Genomic DNA, 16,571 nt, shown 5'->3' on the forward strand with positions numbered 1-16,571 from the left:
GAGCCGGCGCAAGCACTTTGCGCCGGCTCTTTTCGCATCATGGCCAGCGCGCAGCGCGATAGCTCTCAAGCTCCGGCTGGGCGTCAGGTCGGCGGAATGAAAGGCTGGCTGATCGCCTGGAATACGGCCAACGCCTCCAGCATTTCCCCGTGTGCCCGTAGCGCCGGATAGTTGGAGATCGCGATCAGCTCGGGATGGACCTCGCACAGGAAACGCAGCACCACTGCCACGGCGATATCGGCATGGCCAATGCGCTCCCCGAACCAGAACTCCGAGGTACCCTCCGACCGGCCGGCCTCCAATACGCCGAGCGCCGCCTCCATCTGGTGACGGCAGCGATCGACCCAGAGGGCCGAGACTTCGCCGTGCAGACGCTTCTCGTAGAACAGGCTGACGGCCTTGTCGCCGAGCCCGGTTGCAAGCGCCGCAACCTTAAGCGCCCGATGTCGGGCGGGTTCGAACCTTGGAAACAACAAGGCCGTCGAGATAATCGAGAATGATGTGGCTATCGATCAACGCGGTACCGTCGTCCAGCACCAGGGTCGGGACGCGCGTCAGCGGATTGTAGGCACGAAGCCTGTCGGCATCGCCGAAGGAGGACCAGGGGCGGTGCTCGAATTCCATGCCGTATAGCGTGAGCGCGATGCCGACGCGGCGGACGAAGGGAGAATCATATTGGCCGATCAGGATCATCTGCAGGGTCCCGTCTGGTGAGAGCGCAGCCAGAAGACAACGGATGCGCGGCAAAAGCAAAGCCTTGCTCCGCCCCCATCAACGCCCGCGCTCCCCGTTTCTAGCCACTTGCAGAGCCTATCGGGAATGCCGATAAGCCTTCGACACGAGACAAAAGGGGGAGACCATGGACATCTCGGAAATCATCATCGCCGGCGACACCGCAGGCATCGAATGGCGCCTTCCGGTCTTCCGCTTCAAGGGCAGGAGCCCCGACGCACCGAAGACCTATATTCAAGCGGCACTGCACGCCAACGAACTGCCCGGCACCGCGCTGGCGCATTTCCTCCTGCAGAAGCTCGCTGACGCGGAGAAGAACGCCGCCATTCTCGGCGACATCACCGTCGTGCCGCAGGCAAACCCCATCGGCACCGCGCAATCGCATTTCGGCGAACTGCAGGGCCGGTTCGATCTCGGCTCGCGCACCAATTTCAACCGCGATTTTCCGCTGATCGCACTCGGCGAGCGCGACAGCCTTCTCGAGGATCTTGATCGTTACTCGGCCACGGATCGGCTGAAGCGGCAATTGCTGCATATGGCGCTCGGCGCCGACTTGATGCTCGACCTGCATTGCGACGACGAAGCGCTGCAATATGCCTATATCGACGACGCCTTCTGGCCGGAGGCGGCCGACCTTGCCGCAGCTCTCGACATGGAGGCGGTGCTTCTTTCGGATGGCGAAAGCTCCGCCTTCGAAGAGGCCGTCGCCTACGCCTGGAAGTATGAGGCAGCCGGTCAGATGAAGACGAGCCTTCCGGGGCGGCTCTCCGTCACGGTCGAGCTTCGCGGCACACGCGACGTCTATCCTGACATGGCACGCAAGGATGCCGAAGGCGTGCTGCGCTTCCTCGCCCAGCGCGGCGTGGTCGCCGGCGACAGGGCAGCACTTCCAGCATTCGGCGGCATCGTCGCGCCGCTCGACAACATCGAGCTGATCCGCGCTCCGGAATCCGGCGCCATCCTCTTCCACCGCGATATCGGCGAGAGGGTGAAGGCCGCCGATCTGCTCGTGACGATCCTTAGCCGTCCCGGCCGGCCAGACGGCGCCATCGAAGTCCGCGCACCGCAGGACGGGCTGATTGTTACCCGGGTATCGACAAGGCTTGCCCGTCGCCGCGCGGACCTGATGAAAATCGCCTGCGCAACCGCGTCAAGCGCCGCACGCAAGCCCGGCCCGCTGGAAGCCTGAAGCCAAGCCAAAGCTGTGGCTTTGTCCGGAACGTCCTGAGAACGTTCCGGACATCACCGCGACATCGTCGCGGTCATCTTCGGACTGTCGAGAAGGATGGTCGAGCGCAGAGTCTTGATCTCGCCGATCTGCTCGAACTCGGTCCACAATAGCCGTTTGTAGTCGGCGACATCACGTACGGCGATCTTCAGCAGAAAGTCGAAATCACCGGCAACCGTATGGCACTCCACCACCTCGGGCATGCGCGACACCAGTTCGATGAAACGCTGCCCGACCTTGCTTGCGGTCCGCTCCAGCGTCACTTCGAGAAAGGCCTGGAAGCCGACCCCCGCCGCCTTCGGATCGACCACGACCGTTTGCCGGATAACACCTTCCGAGTAGAGCCGCGCCAACCGGCGCGACAGCGGTGCCGGCGAAAGCCCGACCCGCGCCGCAAGCTCGTTGTTGCTGCGCAACGCGTCCTCGACAAGCAATCGGATAATCCGCCGGTCGATCGCATCGAGTTTGGACGCTCCGCGCTCCGTCATAGCCAGCCCTTCCCGCTCTCTTCAGCGTTTGCGCAAATCAGCAAAAGAAATGCATCGATTTACGCAATTCGATCTATGCGAATATTGTCTCCGTGGCAAATCCGGCATCGATTTTGCGCTGTCTCTGATTTAAAGAAGAAGCCTGTCGAGAGCCGGAGGACGGTTCTCGGCGCGACCTTTCTCGATCGCCCATCGCTACTCTGTCACTGCCAAGGGGGAATTCCGGCATGTTCGACGCTCTGACCCGCCAACCCGACGATCCGTTGCTGGCCCTGATCGGGCTCTATCGCAAGGACGAGCGCCCTGGAAAGGTCGATCTCGGCGTCGGAGTCTACCGCGACGAAACCGGCCACACGCCGATCTTCCGCGCGGTCAAGGAAGCGGAAAAGCGGCTGCTCGCAACGCAGGACAGCAAGGCCTATGTCGGCCCCGAGGGCGACCTCATTTTCGTCGATCACCTCTGGACGCTGGTCGGTGGCGACACGATCAACCGAAGCCATTTGGCCGGCGTGCAGACGCCGGGCGGCTCCGGCGCGCTAAGGCTTGCGGCCGACCTCATCCGCCAGATGGGCGGCAAGCGCATCTGGATCGGCCTGCCGAGCTGGCCGAACCATGCCAGCATCTTCAAGGCCGCGGGCCTTGAGACGGCCGGCTATCCATTCTTCGACGTCCCGTCCCAGACCGTGCTCTTCGACACCATGATGAGCGCGCTCCAAGGTGCTTCGGCCGGCGACGCCGTGCTGCTGCATGCCGGCTGCCACAACCCGACGGGCGGCGTGATCACCGATACGCAATGGCTGGAGATCGCGGCCGTCGTCGCCGAGCGCGGCCTGCTGCCGTTGATCGACCTTGCCTATCAGGGCTTCGGCCGCGGATTGGACGAGGACGTAACGGGCCTTCGCCATCTCATCGGCATCGTCCCGGAAACCCTGATCGCCGTCTCCTGCTCGAAATCGTTCGGGCTCTACCGCGAGCGCACCGGCGCCATCTTTGCCGTGACCGCCTCGTCCTCGTCGGCCGACACGGTCCGCTCCAACCTCGCCGGCCTGGCGCGCACCAGCTACTCGATGCCGCCGGATCACGGCGCCGCCATCGTGCGCACCATCCTGTGCGATGCCGACCTGGCGCGCGACTGGAGAGAAGAACTTGAAACCATGCGCCAGCGTATATCAGGCATTCGCCGATCGCTTGCCGAAGGCCTGCGCGACCGCTGGCAGGCGCTTGGCGCCGTCGCCGACCAGGAAGGCATGTTCTCGCTGCTGCCGCTTTCGGAAGCGGATGTGATGCGGCTCAGGAACGAACACGGCATCTACATGCCGGGTTCCGGCCGCATCAACATTGCCGGACTGAAGACGGCCGAAGTCGATGACGTCATCGGCAAGTTCAAGAACCTCTAAGGACTGAAAAGACGATGAACGCCGAGCCAATGATCAATACCCAGGACGTGCCCGCCGAGCGCCACCACCTCTTTGAGGATGCGTTGGCGATCCTGACGGGCACGCTGATCATGTCGCTCGGCGTCATCATCTACAGCAAGGCGATGCTGCTGACGGGCAGCACCTCCGGTCTGGCCCTTCTTTTGCAATACGCGACCGGCGCGCAATTCTGGCTGGTGTTCTCGCTCATCAATCTGCCGTTCTATGTCCTGGCGATCAAACGGCTCGGCTGGATGTTTGCGCTGCGCACCTTTCTTGCGGTCACGTTGGTGGCGCTGTTTTCGAAGTTGACGGCAGGATGGGTGGAATTCGCCAAGCTCGACCCGATCTACGCGACCATTGTCGGCGGCGGATTGATGGGCACCGGCCTGCTGATCCTCTTTCGCCACCGCACCGGGCTCGGCGGCATCAACATTCTGGCGATCTATCTGCAGGAGAAGTACGGCATCCGCGCCGGCTATTTCCAGCTTGCCGTCGATCTTACGATCCTTGCCGCCGCCTTCTTCGTGCTGCCGCCGGCCAACCTGGTTCTGTCCGTAGTTGGCGCCGCCGTCGTCAACATGACGCTTGCCATCAACCACAAGCCGGGCCGCTACGTCGGCGTAACCTGAGACACCGGCAAGGTCTTCCCTCTCCCTGAGAGGGAGGCTATCACTCCCAGCACGAATTTGCCGCAAGGCAGGAAAGGCATGGGAATGACGGTCACGATCTACGGCATCAAGAATTGCGACACGATGAAAAAGGCGCGCACCTGGCTCGACGGCCAGGGCATCGCCTATCGCTTCCACGACTACAAGGTCGAGGGCATCGACCGAGCCCATCTCGATCGCTGGTGCAAGGAGGCAGGCTGGGAAATCGTGCTCAACCGCGCCGGCACCACCTTCCGCAACCTGCCCGATGCCGAAAAGCAGAACCTCGATACCGACAAGGCAATCGCGCTGATGCTGGCACAGCCCTCGATGATCAAGCGTCCGGTGATCGAGGCCAACGGCAACCTGTTGATCGGCTTCAAGCCGGACCTCTACGAGGCCCTGTTTCACAAGACCAACGCCTGACGCCGGGAGAGGCACGATGTCCAAGACCACCCGCGCAACTCAGGCGCTTGCCAAGGCCGGCGTTGTCTTCACCGTCCACACCTACGACTACGACCCGAACGCCGAGCGCGTCGGGCTGCAGGCGGCAGAAGCACTCGGCGAGGATCCGAGCCGGGTGCTGAAGACGCTGATGGCCGAGGTCGACGGCAAGCCAGTCTGCTGCGTGGTGCCATCCGATCGCGAAGTCAGCATGAAGAAACTGGCCGCGGCCTTCGGCGGCAAGTCGGCAGCGATGATGAAGCCTGCTGATGCCGAGCGCCTGACCGGATATCATGTCGGCGGCATCAGCCCGTTCGGGCAGAAGAAGCTGGTGCCGACCGCGATCGAAGAAGCGGCGCTTTCCGAAGCACAGGTCTACATCAATGGCGGCCAGCGCGGGCTTCAGGTGCGGCTGGCACCTGGCGACGCACGAACGGCACTCAAGGCCGTGGCGGCACCGCTGATCGCCTGACGCCGACATGAACACTCCAGGATGTCCTTGGGCATTCCAGGCGTGTTCTGAGATCGAGAGCGCTTCCGGTTTAGACAGAGCCGCAGAAACGCTCTATCTCCCTGTTTTGACACATTTCCTGACGGAAAACCGCTTCGCACTTTTCCTGGAAATGCTCTAGCGAAGCCTTGCGAGCAGACTAGCCAGTTGCTGCGCTTCGTCCGTACCCAGTTTTGTGCCGACATGGGCCTCGATCGAACCGGAATAGACCTCCCACATGCGCTCGCGTGTCGCACGCCCTTTGTCAGTCACGACCACCCAGCGCCCGCGCCCGTCGGCGTCGAAAGCCTCGCGCCGAACCAGCCCTTCCCGTTCAAGCCGGTCGATCAAACGCGAGAGATTGTATTGGGCAAGCAAGGTGCGGGACTCGATCTCGAAGGGACGCAGCTTGCCGTCCTCCGCCTGCACCAGTTCCCAGAGCACATCATACCAGCCGAGCGGCGGCAGACCGGCCCTCTTGAAATCCGCCTCGATCGCCGAAAGCACGCGCCGTTGCGCGCGCATGAGGCCGATCCAGGCCTGTGTGGCAGCCGGCGTCGGCCGCAGTTCTCCATTCTTCGAAATATCGCTCATAGATGCAATTACATTGATCTTGAAAGTGTTGGCAAGCACACATACATGCAGATGCATCTACATTGATCAACCCAGGAGACCACCCATGAGCAGTGCCCTTACCCTGATCAGCCATCATCTCTGCCCCTATGTGCAGCGCGCTGCGATCGCGCTTGCCGAAAAGGGTGTCGCCTTCGATCGCGCGAGCATCGATCTGGCCGCCAAGCCAGACTGGTTCCTGAAAATCTCGCCGCTCGGCAAGGTGCCGTTGCTGCAGATCCCGCAGACGACCGGCGAGGCCGTCCTGTTCGAAAGTTCGGTGATCTGCGAATACCTCGAGGAGACACAGGCTGGCGTCCGGCTTCACCCGACGGACCCTCTGGAACGGGCACGCCACCGCGGCTGGATGGAATACGGCTCGTCGATCCTCTCGGACCTCTGGGGCTTCGAGACCACCGGGGCTGCCGACGCTTTCGAGCAGAAGCGCCAGGTGATCGCCGCGAAGTTTGCGACGATCGAAACCGTTCTGGGCGACGGGCCCTATTTCGCCGGAACGGATTTCTCCCTGGTGGATGCAGTCTTTGCGCCGATCTTCCGCTATTTCGACCTGTTCGACACGTTGGTCGACCACAAGATCTTCAGCGGCCTTGCCCGTGTTTCCGCCTGGCGGCAGGCCCTGGCGGAACGCTCGAGCGTCAAGGCTGCCGTGGCATCGGACTATGGCGAGCGTCTGATGATCTTCTTGAAGCAGCACGACGCCTATCTGCTGCGTGCGCAATAGAGCGGCCCCACGGCCCTTCTTTTTCGGCGCGCGCCATCCTATGACAGATGCGAACAACGGGAGGAGCAAGCGCGCCATGCCTGATATGACGTCGACCCTGACGATATTGCAGCCCTATCCCGGCATCTTCGCCTATTACGACGGGCGGATTGCCGGGACCCGGCTCCATTCCGAGGGACCAAACTGGCTGGACGATGGCGCCTATGCGTTGGGCGTCGCGTCCTACGCAATCGTCGATGGCGGTGAGGCGCTCGTCTACGACACCCACATCTCCATCCCCCACGCCGAAGCCATTCGCGTCCATCTCGAAGGCCTTGGCGTCACCTCGATCCGGGTCGTGCTCAGCCACTGGCACAAGGACCACGTAGCCGGAAACGCCGCCTTTGCCGATTGCGAGATCATCGCTTTGTCGCTGACGGCGGAACGGCTTGCCGAAAACCGCGAGAAGATCGAAATCGCAACGCCGCCGATCCATCCCCTCGTCATGCCCAACCGCCTGTTTGAGCACGGGCTTGATCTCAAGGTGGGGCAACGAAAGGTGGAACTGCATCATTTCGCCATTCACAGCGCCGACGGCAATGTCCTCTGGCTGCCCGAGGAAAAGCTGCTGCTGGCCGGCGACACGGTCGAAGACTGCGCCACCTTTATCGCCGAAGCCGAGCAGGTCGCAACGCATATCGCCGAATTGAAGCGCCTGCGGGAATGGCCGATCGCCCGCATCCTGCCAAGCCACGGCGATCGCGATCGTATTGCTGCGGGCGGCTATGACGCGGCGCTGATCGATGCGAACCGAAGCTATCTCGAACGTTTGGTGCGCGCGGCCGCGGACGGAACTCCCATCGGGCCTCTCAAGGATTTTGCTGCCGATGAGATCGCCGCCGGTTCGATCCTCTACTTCGCGCCCTATGAAGAGGTGCACGACAGCAATGTCGCCAGAATGCGCGCTGCAGCCAAGAGCATCTGACGTTTGCAACCGCCAGCCTTCATTTTCGCCGCAAAGCGCACTAAGTCTTGTTCGTCCGATTTCATAATGACAGGCAAATCATGACCTATCCCGCCAACACCCCCACCCCGATCGACCCGGTAAAACTCGACAAGCTCGCGGAAGTCGCCATCAAGGTCGGCCTGCAGCTGCAAAAGGGCCAGGACCTGGTAATGACGGCGCCGATCGCCGCCATGCCGCTTGTGCGCGATATCGCCAAGCACGCCTACAAGGCCGGCGCCGGTCTGGTGACGACGTTCTATTCCGACGAGGAAACGACACTTGCGCGCTACGCCTACGCGCCTGACGAAAGCTTCGACCGGGCAAGCGACTGGCTTTACGAAGGCATGGCCAAGGCATTCGGCGGCGGCGCTGCCCGCCTAGCCATCTCCGGCGACAACCCGATGATGCTGTCGGCCCAGGACCCGAGCAAAGTGGCGCGCGCCAACAAGGCCAATTCCATCGCCTACAAGCCGGCGCTCGAAAAAATCACGAATTTCGACATCAACTGGAACATCGTCTCCTATCCGAACCCTGCCTGGGCGCAGCTGGTGTTCCCGAACGATCCCGAGCCGATCGCGGTGGAAAAGCTGGCCAACGCCATTTTCGCCGCGTCGCGCGTCGATCTCGACGATCCGGTTGCGGCCTGGAAGGCGCACAATGCCAACCTGGCGCGACGCTCCGCCTGGCTGAACGGCGAACGCTTCGCCTCGCTGCATTTCACCGGCCCCGGCACCGATCTCGTCGTCGGGCTGGCCGATGGCCATCTGTGGTGTGGCGGCGCGTCGGAAGCGAAAAACGGCATCATCTGCAATCCCAATATCCCGACCGAAGAGGTCTTCACGACACCGCACGCGCTGCGCGTCGAGGGATACGTCTCCAGCACCAAGCCGCTGTCGCATCAGGGTACGCTGATCGACAACATTCAGGTCCGGTTCGAAGGCGGACGCATCGTCGAGGCGAAGGCTTCGCGCGGCGAGGAGGTGCTGAACAAGGTGCTCGACACCGACGAGGGCGCGCGCAGGCTCGGTGAAGTGGCCCTCGTGCCGCATTCCTCGCCGATTTCGGCAAGCGGCATCCTGTTCTACAACACCCTGTTCGACGAAAATGCCTCGTGCCACATCGCGCTTGGCCAGTGCTACTCGGGCTGCTTCGTCGACGACACCAGCCTGACGCCGGAACAGATCCGCGCCCAGGGCGGCAATTCGAGCCTGATCCACATCGACTGGATGATCGGCTCCGGCCAGGTGGATATCGACGGCGTGCGCGCCGACGGCAGTCGCGTGCCGGTCATGCGGCAGGGCGAGTGGGCTTGACGCAGTTCGGTGTCATCGGCGGCGGCGGCTGGCTGGGCAAGGCCCTGTTGCTGCCCGCCCTTGCCGATGGCGTCATCGCCGGGGAGGCGTTGACCGTCTCCTCGCGCAGCGGCACCGTCCCGGGCTTCGAGCCCTGGCCGGCTGTCCGCCAGACGAAAGATACGCCGCGCTCGCCGCTGACGCGGATGTGGTGATGCTGTCCGTACGCCCACAGGATCTCGACGCCATCGCGCTCGATCTCTCGGGCAAGCTCGTCATTTCGGTGATGGCGATGGTTTCGCTTGCCGACCTTGCCGCCCGCTTCGAGGCTCGTCGCATCATCAGGGCGATGCCGAATACTGCCGCCGAAAAGCGGCTCTCCTTCACACCGTGGCTTGCAAGCCCTGACACCACCGAGGCGGATTGCGCCTTCGCCGAGCGGCTCTTTGAAGCATCCGGCAAGGTGCAAAGGATCGCGACGGAAACCGAGCTCGACTACTTCACCGCCTTGATCGGCTCCGGCCCTGCCTTTCTTGCCGTCTTTGCCGATGCGATGATTTCCGATGCCGTGACGAAAGGCATCGAGAGAGGCATCGCCGAGCGCGCCGTGCGCCAGCTTTTCCTCGGCGGCAGCACCTTGCTGGCAGGCAGCAAGCAGACGCCTGACGAAATCGTGCAAACCTTCCTCGATTACGCTGGCACGACCGCGGCCGGGCTCGAGGCCATGGCTGCCGCCGATATCCACACGCCGATCGCTCGGGGGTTAACGGCCGCCGCTGCGAAAGCGGCGGCCGGCACCCGCGACTGCGACCTCGGGTAGGTTTTTGCCGGGGCGCCTGCCTTGTCCAACCTCAGCGCTTGCCTGGATTGGTGAGCGAAGGGGGCACCTTGTTCTTCACGCACGGGCCGGGCGAACGCGAGGCGCCAGTTGCGCCCGCTGGCTCAGCCAGACGCTGATTAGCACGACGAGAATGCCCAGCGCCTGGACCGGTGTCAGACGTTCATCAAGCACACCCCAGCCGAGCAGGATCGCGACGACAGGACTTAGGAAGCCGAGCGGCGCTACGGCCGAGGGCTCGAGGCGCGACAGCCCCCGGAACCAGAGCAGATAGGTGAAGGCGGCGCCGATCAGGCCGAGATAGGCGAGGCCCGCGTAGTTCGCCATCGTCAGGGTCGGCAGGGCCGGCTCAAAGAAGAGAGCGACCGGCACCAGCAGCACTCCGCCGGCGGCAAGCTGCCAGGCGGTGAAGGTCAAGGGCGGCACGGGCGGCGCCCAGTGGCGGCTCAGAACCGTGCCGAAGGCCATCGACACGGCACCGGCAAGACCGGCAACGACGCCGAGTGGATCGAGCGTTGCGCCCGGTGTCAGCACAAGCAGGCCGACGCCGACGATGCCAGCAAGGCCGGCGATGATGCTCAGCGCGCGGATCGGCGAGCCGAGAAAGACGCGCGACAACAGGATGACGATCAGCGGCTGGATCGCGCCGACCGTGGCGGCGACGCCGCCGGGCAACCGGTAGGCAGACACGAACAGCATCGCCCAGAAGAACGAGAAATTGAGGGCGCCGAGCAGGAACGTGCGCGGCCACCAGATGCCTGAAGGCAGCTGGCGGACGATCAGCAGGAGCAAGAGCCCCGCCGGCAAGGCGCGCAACATGGCGACCGTCAAGGGATAGCCCGGCGGCAGCAGTTCGGTCGTGACCAGATAGGTGCTGCCCCAGATGGCAGGCGCCAGGGCGGTCAGGGCGAGGTCGGCGTTGCGGCTGGCGATCATGTCTCTACCTCAAGTATCTCTAGATCAAGATATCTCCGTTATAACCGATATTATCTTGACGTCAAGATATCTTCGCCTTAGGCATTTCGGAAGAACGGTGGAGGCTCAGATGGATCACGTCGATAGAATTCTGGCGCAGTGGCAACGCGAACGACCAGACCTGGACGTTTCGGCCATGGGCCTTCTCGGCCGCTTCACGCGGCTGCGTAACCATATCGGACGCGAGATCGAAAAGACCTTCGCCGAGCGCGGATTGACGTCGGCGAGCTTCGACGTGCTTGCGGCGCTCAGGCGCTCCGGATCACCCTTTCAGCTCTCACCCGGCGAACTGCTGGCGACCACCATGGTCAGTTCCGGCACGATGACCAACCGCATCGACCAGCTGGAAAAGCAGGGTCTCGTCCAGCGCCTCGACAATCCGGACGACCGCCGCGGCGTGATCATAGCGCTGACGGCGGAAGGCTTGGAACGCGTCGACGAGGCTGCGACGGCCCATGTCGCCAACCAGCACCGGGTTGTTGCAAGCCTTGCACCGGACGAGCGCGAAGCGCTGGATGCGGTGCTGCGGAAACTGCTTGCAACCTATGAATAGGGCTGACGATCAGATGCGTCCGGCGAGCTGCCGCACGCGGGCAAGGTGACGCTTACGTTTCTCATCCGTGGCCCGATCCATGTCGTGCAGGCTGACCATGCGGAAATCGAGGCCCTTGGCGCAGAAGGCGGCAATACCGCGCTTCAGCAGCCGCCGCACGGGGTTGCCCATATAAAGATGCACCACCCACCAGGGCGATCCCGTCGTCGTCAGCGCCCAGAAGAGCTTGATGTTCTTCAGCCGCGGGATGATGCGGCCGCCGGCCGGATCGTTGTCGAAGGCAACGCCCGGCACGAAGACCCGATCGAAGAAGCCCTTGAGGATCGCCGGAAAATTGAACCACCATTGCGGAAAAACCAGGACGATCCCGTCCGCTGCCTGCAGCCGCGCGATCAACCCGGCCGTTAAGCTGGCATCGTAGTTGTCGGTGAAATAGCTGCCGCGCTCTACCTTGCTCAACCTCGGATCGAAATCCTCGCGATAGAGATCGAGCAGATCGACGGTATGGCCACCGGCAACAAGCGCCCGTTGCGCTTCGCGGGCGACGCTGGCGGCAAAGCTGTCTTCCAGCGGATGGGCGAGCACGAGCAGAATATGCATCCATTGTTCCTACTGCATAAGACCTGGGATCGAGATCGATCGACGGAGAAAATGATCCAAAGAATCAATCTATTGCAATGACGATCTTTTGAGCCGTAGCGCGACCCGCCCGCGACGAACGCATGTCACCGGAAAATCGGCCGATTCCAAATGCGTTTGCCAAACTCGCCCTTGCTCAGAGACCGGAGGAGTAGGCGGGCCGGGCGCGCGCTTCCAAGGCCAGTTCCTCGAACACGGATGGCGACCGGCGCGACGCCCAGGCGGAAATCAGTTGCGCAGCGTTATCTTCAACGGCTTGCCCTGAATGAAGCTGGAGATCGTAGCGCTGCCCCTCGTGAATGCGATGGAAATCGTCTTTAGCGCTGCCGATCGGCCGGTCCGCGCGCAGCGTTTCCCGTCGGACAAGTTCCTGAAGCTCACAGTGGAGCGCGACGAAGAAGACATCGAAGGACTGCAGCATCATCGCCAGCTCAGACGCCCAACCGGGCTCCTCGAGAATGTGTTCCAGCAGGAGATTGTTGCCGGCCGAGGCATAGGCGACCAGGGAGCGGTGGAACCCTTCGAAGAAACGGGCACGGTATTCCTGCCACCTGAAGTCGCCGCGCCGGAATCTTTCCGTCGGCAACGTTCCCGAATCACGAATATGGTCAATCGAGACGTGCCAGAATGGCTCGCCGATTTGTGCCTGGACCGCGCGCGCCAGAGTGGATTTTCCACTGCTGGAAGCGCCGTGAATGAAGATAATCTTGGCTCGTTCGACCATATCTGACTTCCATTCCGCAGAGTGCTGTGAGCGCGGCGTTATGCTGCCTCCGTGACAGGGAAATGAAAAGCAGGCGTCATTGATGCAGGCCGCACAGTCAACCCGTCCTCGTTGGAAAGATGAGGGCTCCCGTGATCGCAAACCTTGCCTAGAACAGGCTGCCTTGCTTCGACGGGTCGCCACCGGAACCACCGGTTTTCGGCTGCTTCTTCCTGGCGGCCGCCTGGGCTGTCGGCTCCCCACCCTCACCCGCAATCGCCGAAACGCTGCCGTCGGCAAATTCCAGCGACAGCGCCATGCCGGGCGCAACGGCCGCGGCCTGGCGAACCGGGCCGCCCTCGCCGTCGCGCACCAGCGCAAAACCGCGCTGCAGGACATTGCGATAGGACAGCGATTGCAGGATGCGGTCCTGTGCGGCGATGACACCCGTCAACCGGCGAATGTCCGTGCGGATTGCCGCGTCGGACCGCGCAACCAGCCCAGCCACGCGATCCGTCGAGCGGTGGATCTGGGCCAGCAGGCGCGACGGCAGCGCGCGCAGCGACGCATCCGCCGCCGAGACACGCGACTGTCCGCGATGGACCTGACGCTCGACGACGCGCTCGGCGCGGTTCATCGCATCGTTTAGCCGTTGCCGACGATCGCCGAGCCGCGCCTTGACCAGATCCGGCCGCAGCTCCGCCGAAGCGCGCTCGAACATCCGGCGCTTGTTCGTTGTGTTCATCATCAGACCACGCCCGAGGCCGAGGGCAGCCTCGTCGAAGCGTCGACGCGGCAGCGCCAACAACTGATCGAGCGACGGCAGCGCCCGGGCAAGCGACCGCACCACTTGGCGACGGTTTTCCATCTGCCTGACCATGCCGGCCTTCAGCCGCGCCGAAAGGCCGGATACTTCCGCTTCCAGATCGGCCTTGACCGGCACGGCCATTTCCGCCGCCCCGGTCGGGGTCGGTGCGCGTTGGTCGGCAGCATAGTCGATCAACGTCCAGTCGGTCTCGTGACCGACGGCCGAGATCAGCGGGATGACGGACGCTGCCGCCGCGCGCACGACCGCCTCGTCGTTGAAACCCCAGAGATCTTCCAGGCTGCCGCCACCGCGCGCGACGATCAGGACGTCGGGGCGGGTGATCGGCCCGCCGGCTTCGCATTCGTTGAAGCCACGGATGGCCGCCGCCACCTCGTCTCCCGAGCCTTCGCCCTGGACCCTAACCGGCCAGACGACGACATGGACGGGGAACCGGTCGGCGATGCGGTGGAGGATATCGCGAATGACGGCCCCGGTCGGCGAAGTGACCACGCCGATCACCTTTGGCATAAAAGGCAGCGGCCGCTTGCGCGTCGCGTCGAACAGGCCTTCGGCGCCAAGCTTGCGCTTGCGCTCTTCCAAAAGCGCCATCAACGCGCCGGCACCGGCCGGCTCCAGCGTCTCGATGACGATCTGGTATTTCGACGAACCGGGGAAGGTCGTGACCTTGCCGGTGGCGATCACTTCCATGCCCTCTTCCGGGCGGAAGCGCAGCCGCGAGAAGGTGCCCTTCCAGATCACCGCATCGATGCGCGCCCGATCGTCCTTGAGCGCGAAATAGGCGTGCCCCGAAGAATGCGGCCCACGATAGCCCGAGATCTCGCCACGCACACGAACCTGATCGAAGGCCTGCTCGACCGTACGCTTGATCGAGCCGGAAAGCTCGGAGACCGAATATTCGGTGAGGTTGCTCGGAGAATCGTTGTCGAAAATGGAGCTCATGCCCATTTGTAGCCGACGAGAGGCCCAAGGTCAGCAGAACCGTGCGCCTTTCTACCGGTTTCTTCCTCCGCCGTCCCCGCTCGCTATGGCTTCAGCGCGTAGAGCAAAATGCTGGATTTCTCGGAAACAGGCAGCGGCGTCAGAAACTCCGGAACCCGACCGGCGGCGAGCTGCCCGTAGAGCCCCCGAGGTTCCCGCTTGATGATCATGTCTGCCTGAACATCGTTGGCGCAAAATGCCAGGATCGGTTCGTGCAACTTGCTCAGCATCGCCTTGGCATCAGATGGCGACGCCAGCCCGATCTTCAGCTCCATAAGCATGCCATCGGCATTGCGATGATAGGGCGCCGTCAAGACACGGTGGCTCGTGTATCTAAGGATCGAGGCGCCGATATCCGAAGGACCAACGATCATCGATGGCGGAAGACCTTCAAGATCTGAAAGAGCTGCCGGCGTCAGGCAGTTTTCGGTATTGGACGCCTGCGGCGCCTCCAGAGCGGCAAGGCCGTTGCGTGCCAAGGCGCCGCCGATTGCCCAGACTGCGGGCACCGAAAAAATCAGAACAAGGACATAGGCGAGCGATGCGCTCACGCCCCTGGTTCCCCCCTGCGACCAGGCTCGCATATCCACGAGCAGCAGCGAGAGCGGCAGGATTGCCAGAAGGTTGGAAAACGCCATCGCTCGCACCTGGACCATCGCGATGGCAAGATTGGCAGCAACAAGGGCGACGAGGATGAGATGCAGTCTGACCCGATCGCCCTGCCAAATGCGCCAGACACAGACGAGCGATGCAAAGACCCCACAGAAATAGTAGGCGCCGACGCTTGCCGGCTGGCGCGCCAGCACGGTCGCGAAGGATTGCGCCTCGGTCACACGGTCGAGCCAAAGTTCGATCAACAGCGGGTCAAGATCGGCAAGCGGGTTGCCAAGGCATTGGGGCGCAATAACGAGTGCGACAGCCAGGACGGAACAGGCACTGACGGCCAGCGCGACAAACCGAGCCGATATTCCGCGATCGCTAACAAATGCCGCAGACGCAGCCAGCACACAACCGCCGACAAGTGCCAGGGAGTAGAAGGCGATCGACAGGTTGTCACAGGTTGCCACGCGATAGAGGTGAGGCGGCACCGTGAGGAAGAACACAGTGCTCAAGGTAACTGCCAGTGAGATGCCGAAAGCGATGGTCGCACCAGCAACGTCCCGCCCGAGGAGCGCCCATTGCAACGCGACAATGGCACAAACGACCGCCACAAGCGGCGTCGTCTCGGCGCCGATGGCAATCGCCAGCGCCGCCGCCGCGCCGGCAATCACGTAGTTGCGCGCACGATGGCGCATGTCGACCAGCATCGCGGCCATCACTGCAGCCAGGACCAGCTGGACGTTGTGGTGATCGATGGCGCCACCCATAAACCGATTGCTGGTCACCACAAAGATCGCCGTCAGACCGAGGCAGAAATGCATGCATTGCGTTCCGCCAATACGACGGCCGGCGAGCCCCATGAACACCAGCAATGGAATGGCGAGGAAGATCGGCCAGATCGCAAGCGCCAGCACTTCGGCTCTGTCGGCACCGAAGAGCGGACTGAGCAAGGAAATGAGCCCGGCTATCGGCAGGTCGATCAGCCGCGACCAATGCATCTGCGTGCCGCCATCCAGACCGAGACGAAGCTGGACCGGGTCGAACCAGCCTTGACCGTTGAGCAGGTCTCGAACCTGAACCAGCCGCATGGCGTCATCATTGTCGCGGCCCACATAATCCGATGCGCGGAGGAAACGGACGGCCAAAAACAAGACGACGGGCGCGCCATAGAACAGGACCATCCAAGGCAAGCTCGACCAGAAGCGCATTTTTGCGGTCACTGCCGCCGGGTCCTGACGTCTCGCAATTCTGTCCAGCATCTTCTTACGCCCCTATCCTCCCAGGACCCTAATCGGGCGGGATCAAAAAACCGTAAAGTTGTACCGGGCTCCCGAAGACAAAGGCGCTGACGCGCATGTGCACTTTGGCGTGTTGTTAA

The 16,571-nt window shown here is 62.9% G+C and carries 18 protein-coding genes and 1 pseudogene; 11 read left to right on the plus strand and 8 right to left on the minus strand.

The annotated features are described in order from the left end of the window. Positions 1-83: 83 nt before the first annotated feature. Positions 84-693: pseudogene (locus ASD00_RS01760) on the minus strand (glutathione S-transferase N-terminal domain-containing protein). Positions 694-859: 166 nt separating this feature from the next. On the opposite strand from ASD00_RS01760, the gene ASD00_RS01765 reads away from it, so the two are divergent. Then, entirely contained in the window at positions 860-1,921 is a 1,062-nt protein-coding gene (locus tag ASD00_RS01765) for a succinylglutamate desuccinylase/aspartoacylase family protein (RefSeq protein ID WP_025425583.1), read from the plus strand. Positions 1,922-1,974: 53 nt separating this feature from the next. On the opposite strand, the gene ASD00_RS01770 is transcribed toward ASD00_RS01765, so the two are convergent. After that, positions 1,975-2,448, minus strand: a complete 474-nt coding sequence (locus tag ASD00_RS01770) for an Lrp/AsnC family transcriptional regulator (protein ID WP_025425582.1) — start codon at positions 2,446-2,448, stop codon at positions 1,975-1,977. A 227-nt stretch (positions 2,449-2,675) separates the two neighbouring features. Here ASD00_RS01770 and tatA point away from each other — a divergent pair, with 227 nt between their 5' ends. From tatA to ybaK, 4 genes are all read left to right on the plus strand, one after another. Continuing rightward, positions 2,676-3,845 carry a tyrosine aminotransferase gene (tatA, locus tag ASD00_RS01775; RefSeq protein ID WP_025425581.1) on the plus strand — a complete coding sequence of 390 codons (1,170 nt, stop codon included), beginning with the start codon at positions 2,676-2,678 and terminating at the stop codon, positions 3,843-3,845. Positions 3,846-3,859: 14 nt separating this feature from the next. Then, positions 3,860-4,495 carry a YitT family protein gene (locus tag ASD00_RS01780; RefSeq protein WP_025425580.1) on the plus strand — a complete coding sequence of 212 codons (636 nt, stop codon included), beginning with the start codon at positions 3,860-3,862 and terminating at the stop codon, positions 4,493-4,495. An 84-nt stretch (positions 4,496-4,579) separates the two neighbouring features. Next, positions 4,580-4,939, plus strand: a complete 360-nt coding sequence (locus tag ASD00_RS01785; protein WP_057204320.1) for an ArsC family reductase — start codon at positions 4,580-4,582, stop codon at positions 4,937-4,939. Between the two features lie 16 nt (positions 4,940-4,955). Continuing rightward, entirely contained in the window at positions 4,956-5,429 is a 474-nt protein-coding gene (ybaK, locus tag ASD00_RS01790; RefSeq protein ID WP_025425578.1) for a Cys-tRNA(Pro) deacylase, read from the plus strand. Positions 5,430-5,585: 156 nt separating this feature from the next. Here the strand turns inward: ybaK and ASD00_RS01795 are convergent, their stop codons facing one another. After that, positions 5,586-6,041 (minus strand): MarR family winged helix-turn-helix transcriptional regulator, encoded by a 456-nt coding sequence (locus ASD00_RS01795; RefSeq protein ID WP_025425577.1) that lies wholly within the window; start codon positions 6,039-6,041, stop codon positions 5,586-5,588. An 85-nt stretch (positions 6,042-6,126) separates the two neighbouring features. Here ASD00_RS01795 and ASD00_RS01800 point away from each other — a divergent pair, with 85 nt between their 5' ends. From ASD00_RS01800 to ASD00_RS01820, 5 genes are all read left to right on the plus strand, one after another. Beyond that, entirely contained in the window at positions 6,127-6,801 is a 675-nt protein-coding gene (locus ASD00_RS01800) for a glutathione S-transferase family protein (RefSeq protein ID WP_038575818.1), read from the plus strand. A 76-nt stretch (positions 6,802-6,877) separates the two neighbouring features. Then, positions 6,878-7,765: an MBL fold metallo-hydrolase gene (locus ASD00_RS01805; RefSeq protein ID WP_082523422.1), complete on the plus strand. Its 888-nt coding sequence runs from the start codon at positions 6,878-6,880 to the stop codon at positions 7,763-7,765. A gap of 80 nt (positions 7,766-7,845) precedes the next feature. After that, the gene (locus ASD00_RS01810) at positions 7,846-9,099 is read left to right on the plus strand and encodes an aminopeptidase (protein ID WP_025425575.1); all 1,254 of its coding nucleotides are present in this window, start codon (positions 7,846-7,848) and stop codon (positions 9,097-9,099) included. After that, complete coding sequence (locus ASD00_RS38200; protein ID WP_057204325.1) at positions 9,090-9,293, plus strand: hypothetical protein; 204 nt, start codon at positions 9,090-9,092, stop codon at positions 9,291-9,293. Before ASD00_RS01810 ends, ASD00_RS38200 begins: the two co-directional genes overlap by 10 nt. After that, positions 9,293-9,898 carry a pyrroline-5-carboxylate reductase dimerization domain-containing protein gene (locus tag ASD00_RS01820; protein WP_057204327.1) on the plus strand — a complete coding sequence of 202 codons (606 nt, stop codon included), beginning with the start codon at positions 9,293-9,295 and terminating at the stop codon, positions 9,896-9,898. The genes ASD00_RS38200 and ASD00_RS01820 overlap by 1 nt, the downstream gene beginning before the upstream one ends. A 75-nt stretch (positions 9,899-9,973) precedes the next feature. On the opposite strand, the gene ASD00_RS01825 is transcribed toward ASD00_RS01820, so the two are convergent. Continuing rightward, positions 9,974-10,849, minus strand: coding sequence for an EamA family transporter (locus ASD00_RS01825; protein ID WP_025425573.1), 876 nt, complete (start codon positions 10,847-10,849; stop codon positions 9,974-9,976). Positions 10,850-10,949: 100 nt separating this feature from the next. Between ASD00_RS01825 and ASD00_RS01830 the strand changes: the two genes are divergently transcribed. Next, the gene (locus tag ASD00_RS01830) at positions 10,950-11,444 is read left to right on the plus strand and encodes a MarR family transcriptional regulator (RefSeq protein ID WP_025425572.1); all 495 of its coding nucleotides are present in this window, start codon (positions 10,950-10,952) and stop codon (positions 11,442-11,444) included. A gap of 9 nt (positions 11,445-11,453) precedes the next feature. On the opposite strand, the gene ASD00_RS01835 is transcribed toward ASD00_RS01830, so the two are convergent. The 4 genes from ASD00_RS01835 to ASD00_RS01850 all read right to left on the minus strand — a co-directional run bounded on the left by ASD00_RS01835 (position 11,454) and on the right by ASD00_RS01850 (position 16,452). Further along, complete coding sequence (locus ASD00_RS01835) at positions 11,454-12,044, minus strand: NAD(P)H-dependent oxidoreductase (protein ID WP_025425571.1); 591 nt, start codon at positions 12,042-12,044, stop codon at positions 11,454-11,456. Between the two features lie 175 nt (positions 12,045-12,219). After that, the gene (locus ASD00_RS01840) at positions 12,220-12,807 is read right to left on the minus strand and encodes an AAA family ATPase (RefSeq protein ID WP_057204329.1); all 588 of its coding nucleotides are present in this window, start codon (positions 12,805-12,807) and stop codon (positions 12,220-12,222) included. A gap of 148 nt (positions 12,808-12,955) precedes the next feature. Continuing rightward, complete coding sequence (gene xseA / locus ASD00_RS01845; protein WP_025425569.1) at positions 12,956-14,554, minus strand: exodeoxyribonuclease VII large subunit; 1,599 nt, start codon at positions 14,552-14,554, stop codon at positions 12,956-12,958. 83 nt (positions 14,555-14,637) lie between these two features. Then, positions 14,638-16,452 carry a hypothetical protein gene (locus ASD00_RS01850; RefSeq protein WP_057204331.1) on the minus strand — a complete coding sequence of 605 codons (1,815 nt, stop codon included), beginning with the start codon at positions 16,450-16,452 and terminating at the stop codon, positions 14,638-14,640. Positions 16,453-16,571 lie beyond the last annotated feature (119 nt).

This window comes from Ensifer sp. Root31 (assembly GCF_001424825.1).
Taxonomy (GTDB): domain Bacteria; phylum Pseudomonadota; class Alphaproteobacteria; order Rhizobiales; family Rhizobiaceae; genus Ensifer; species Ensifer canadensis.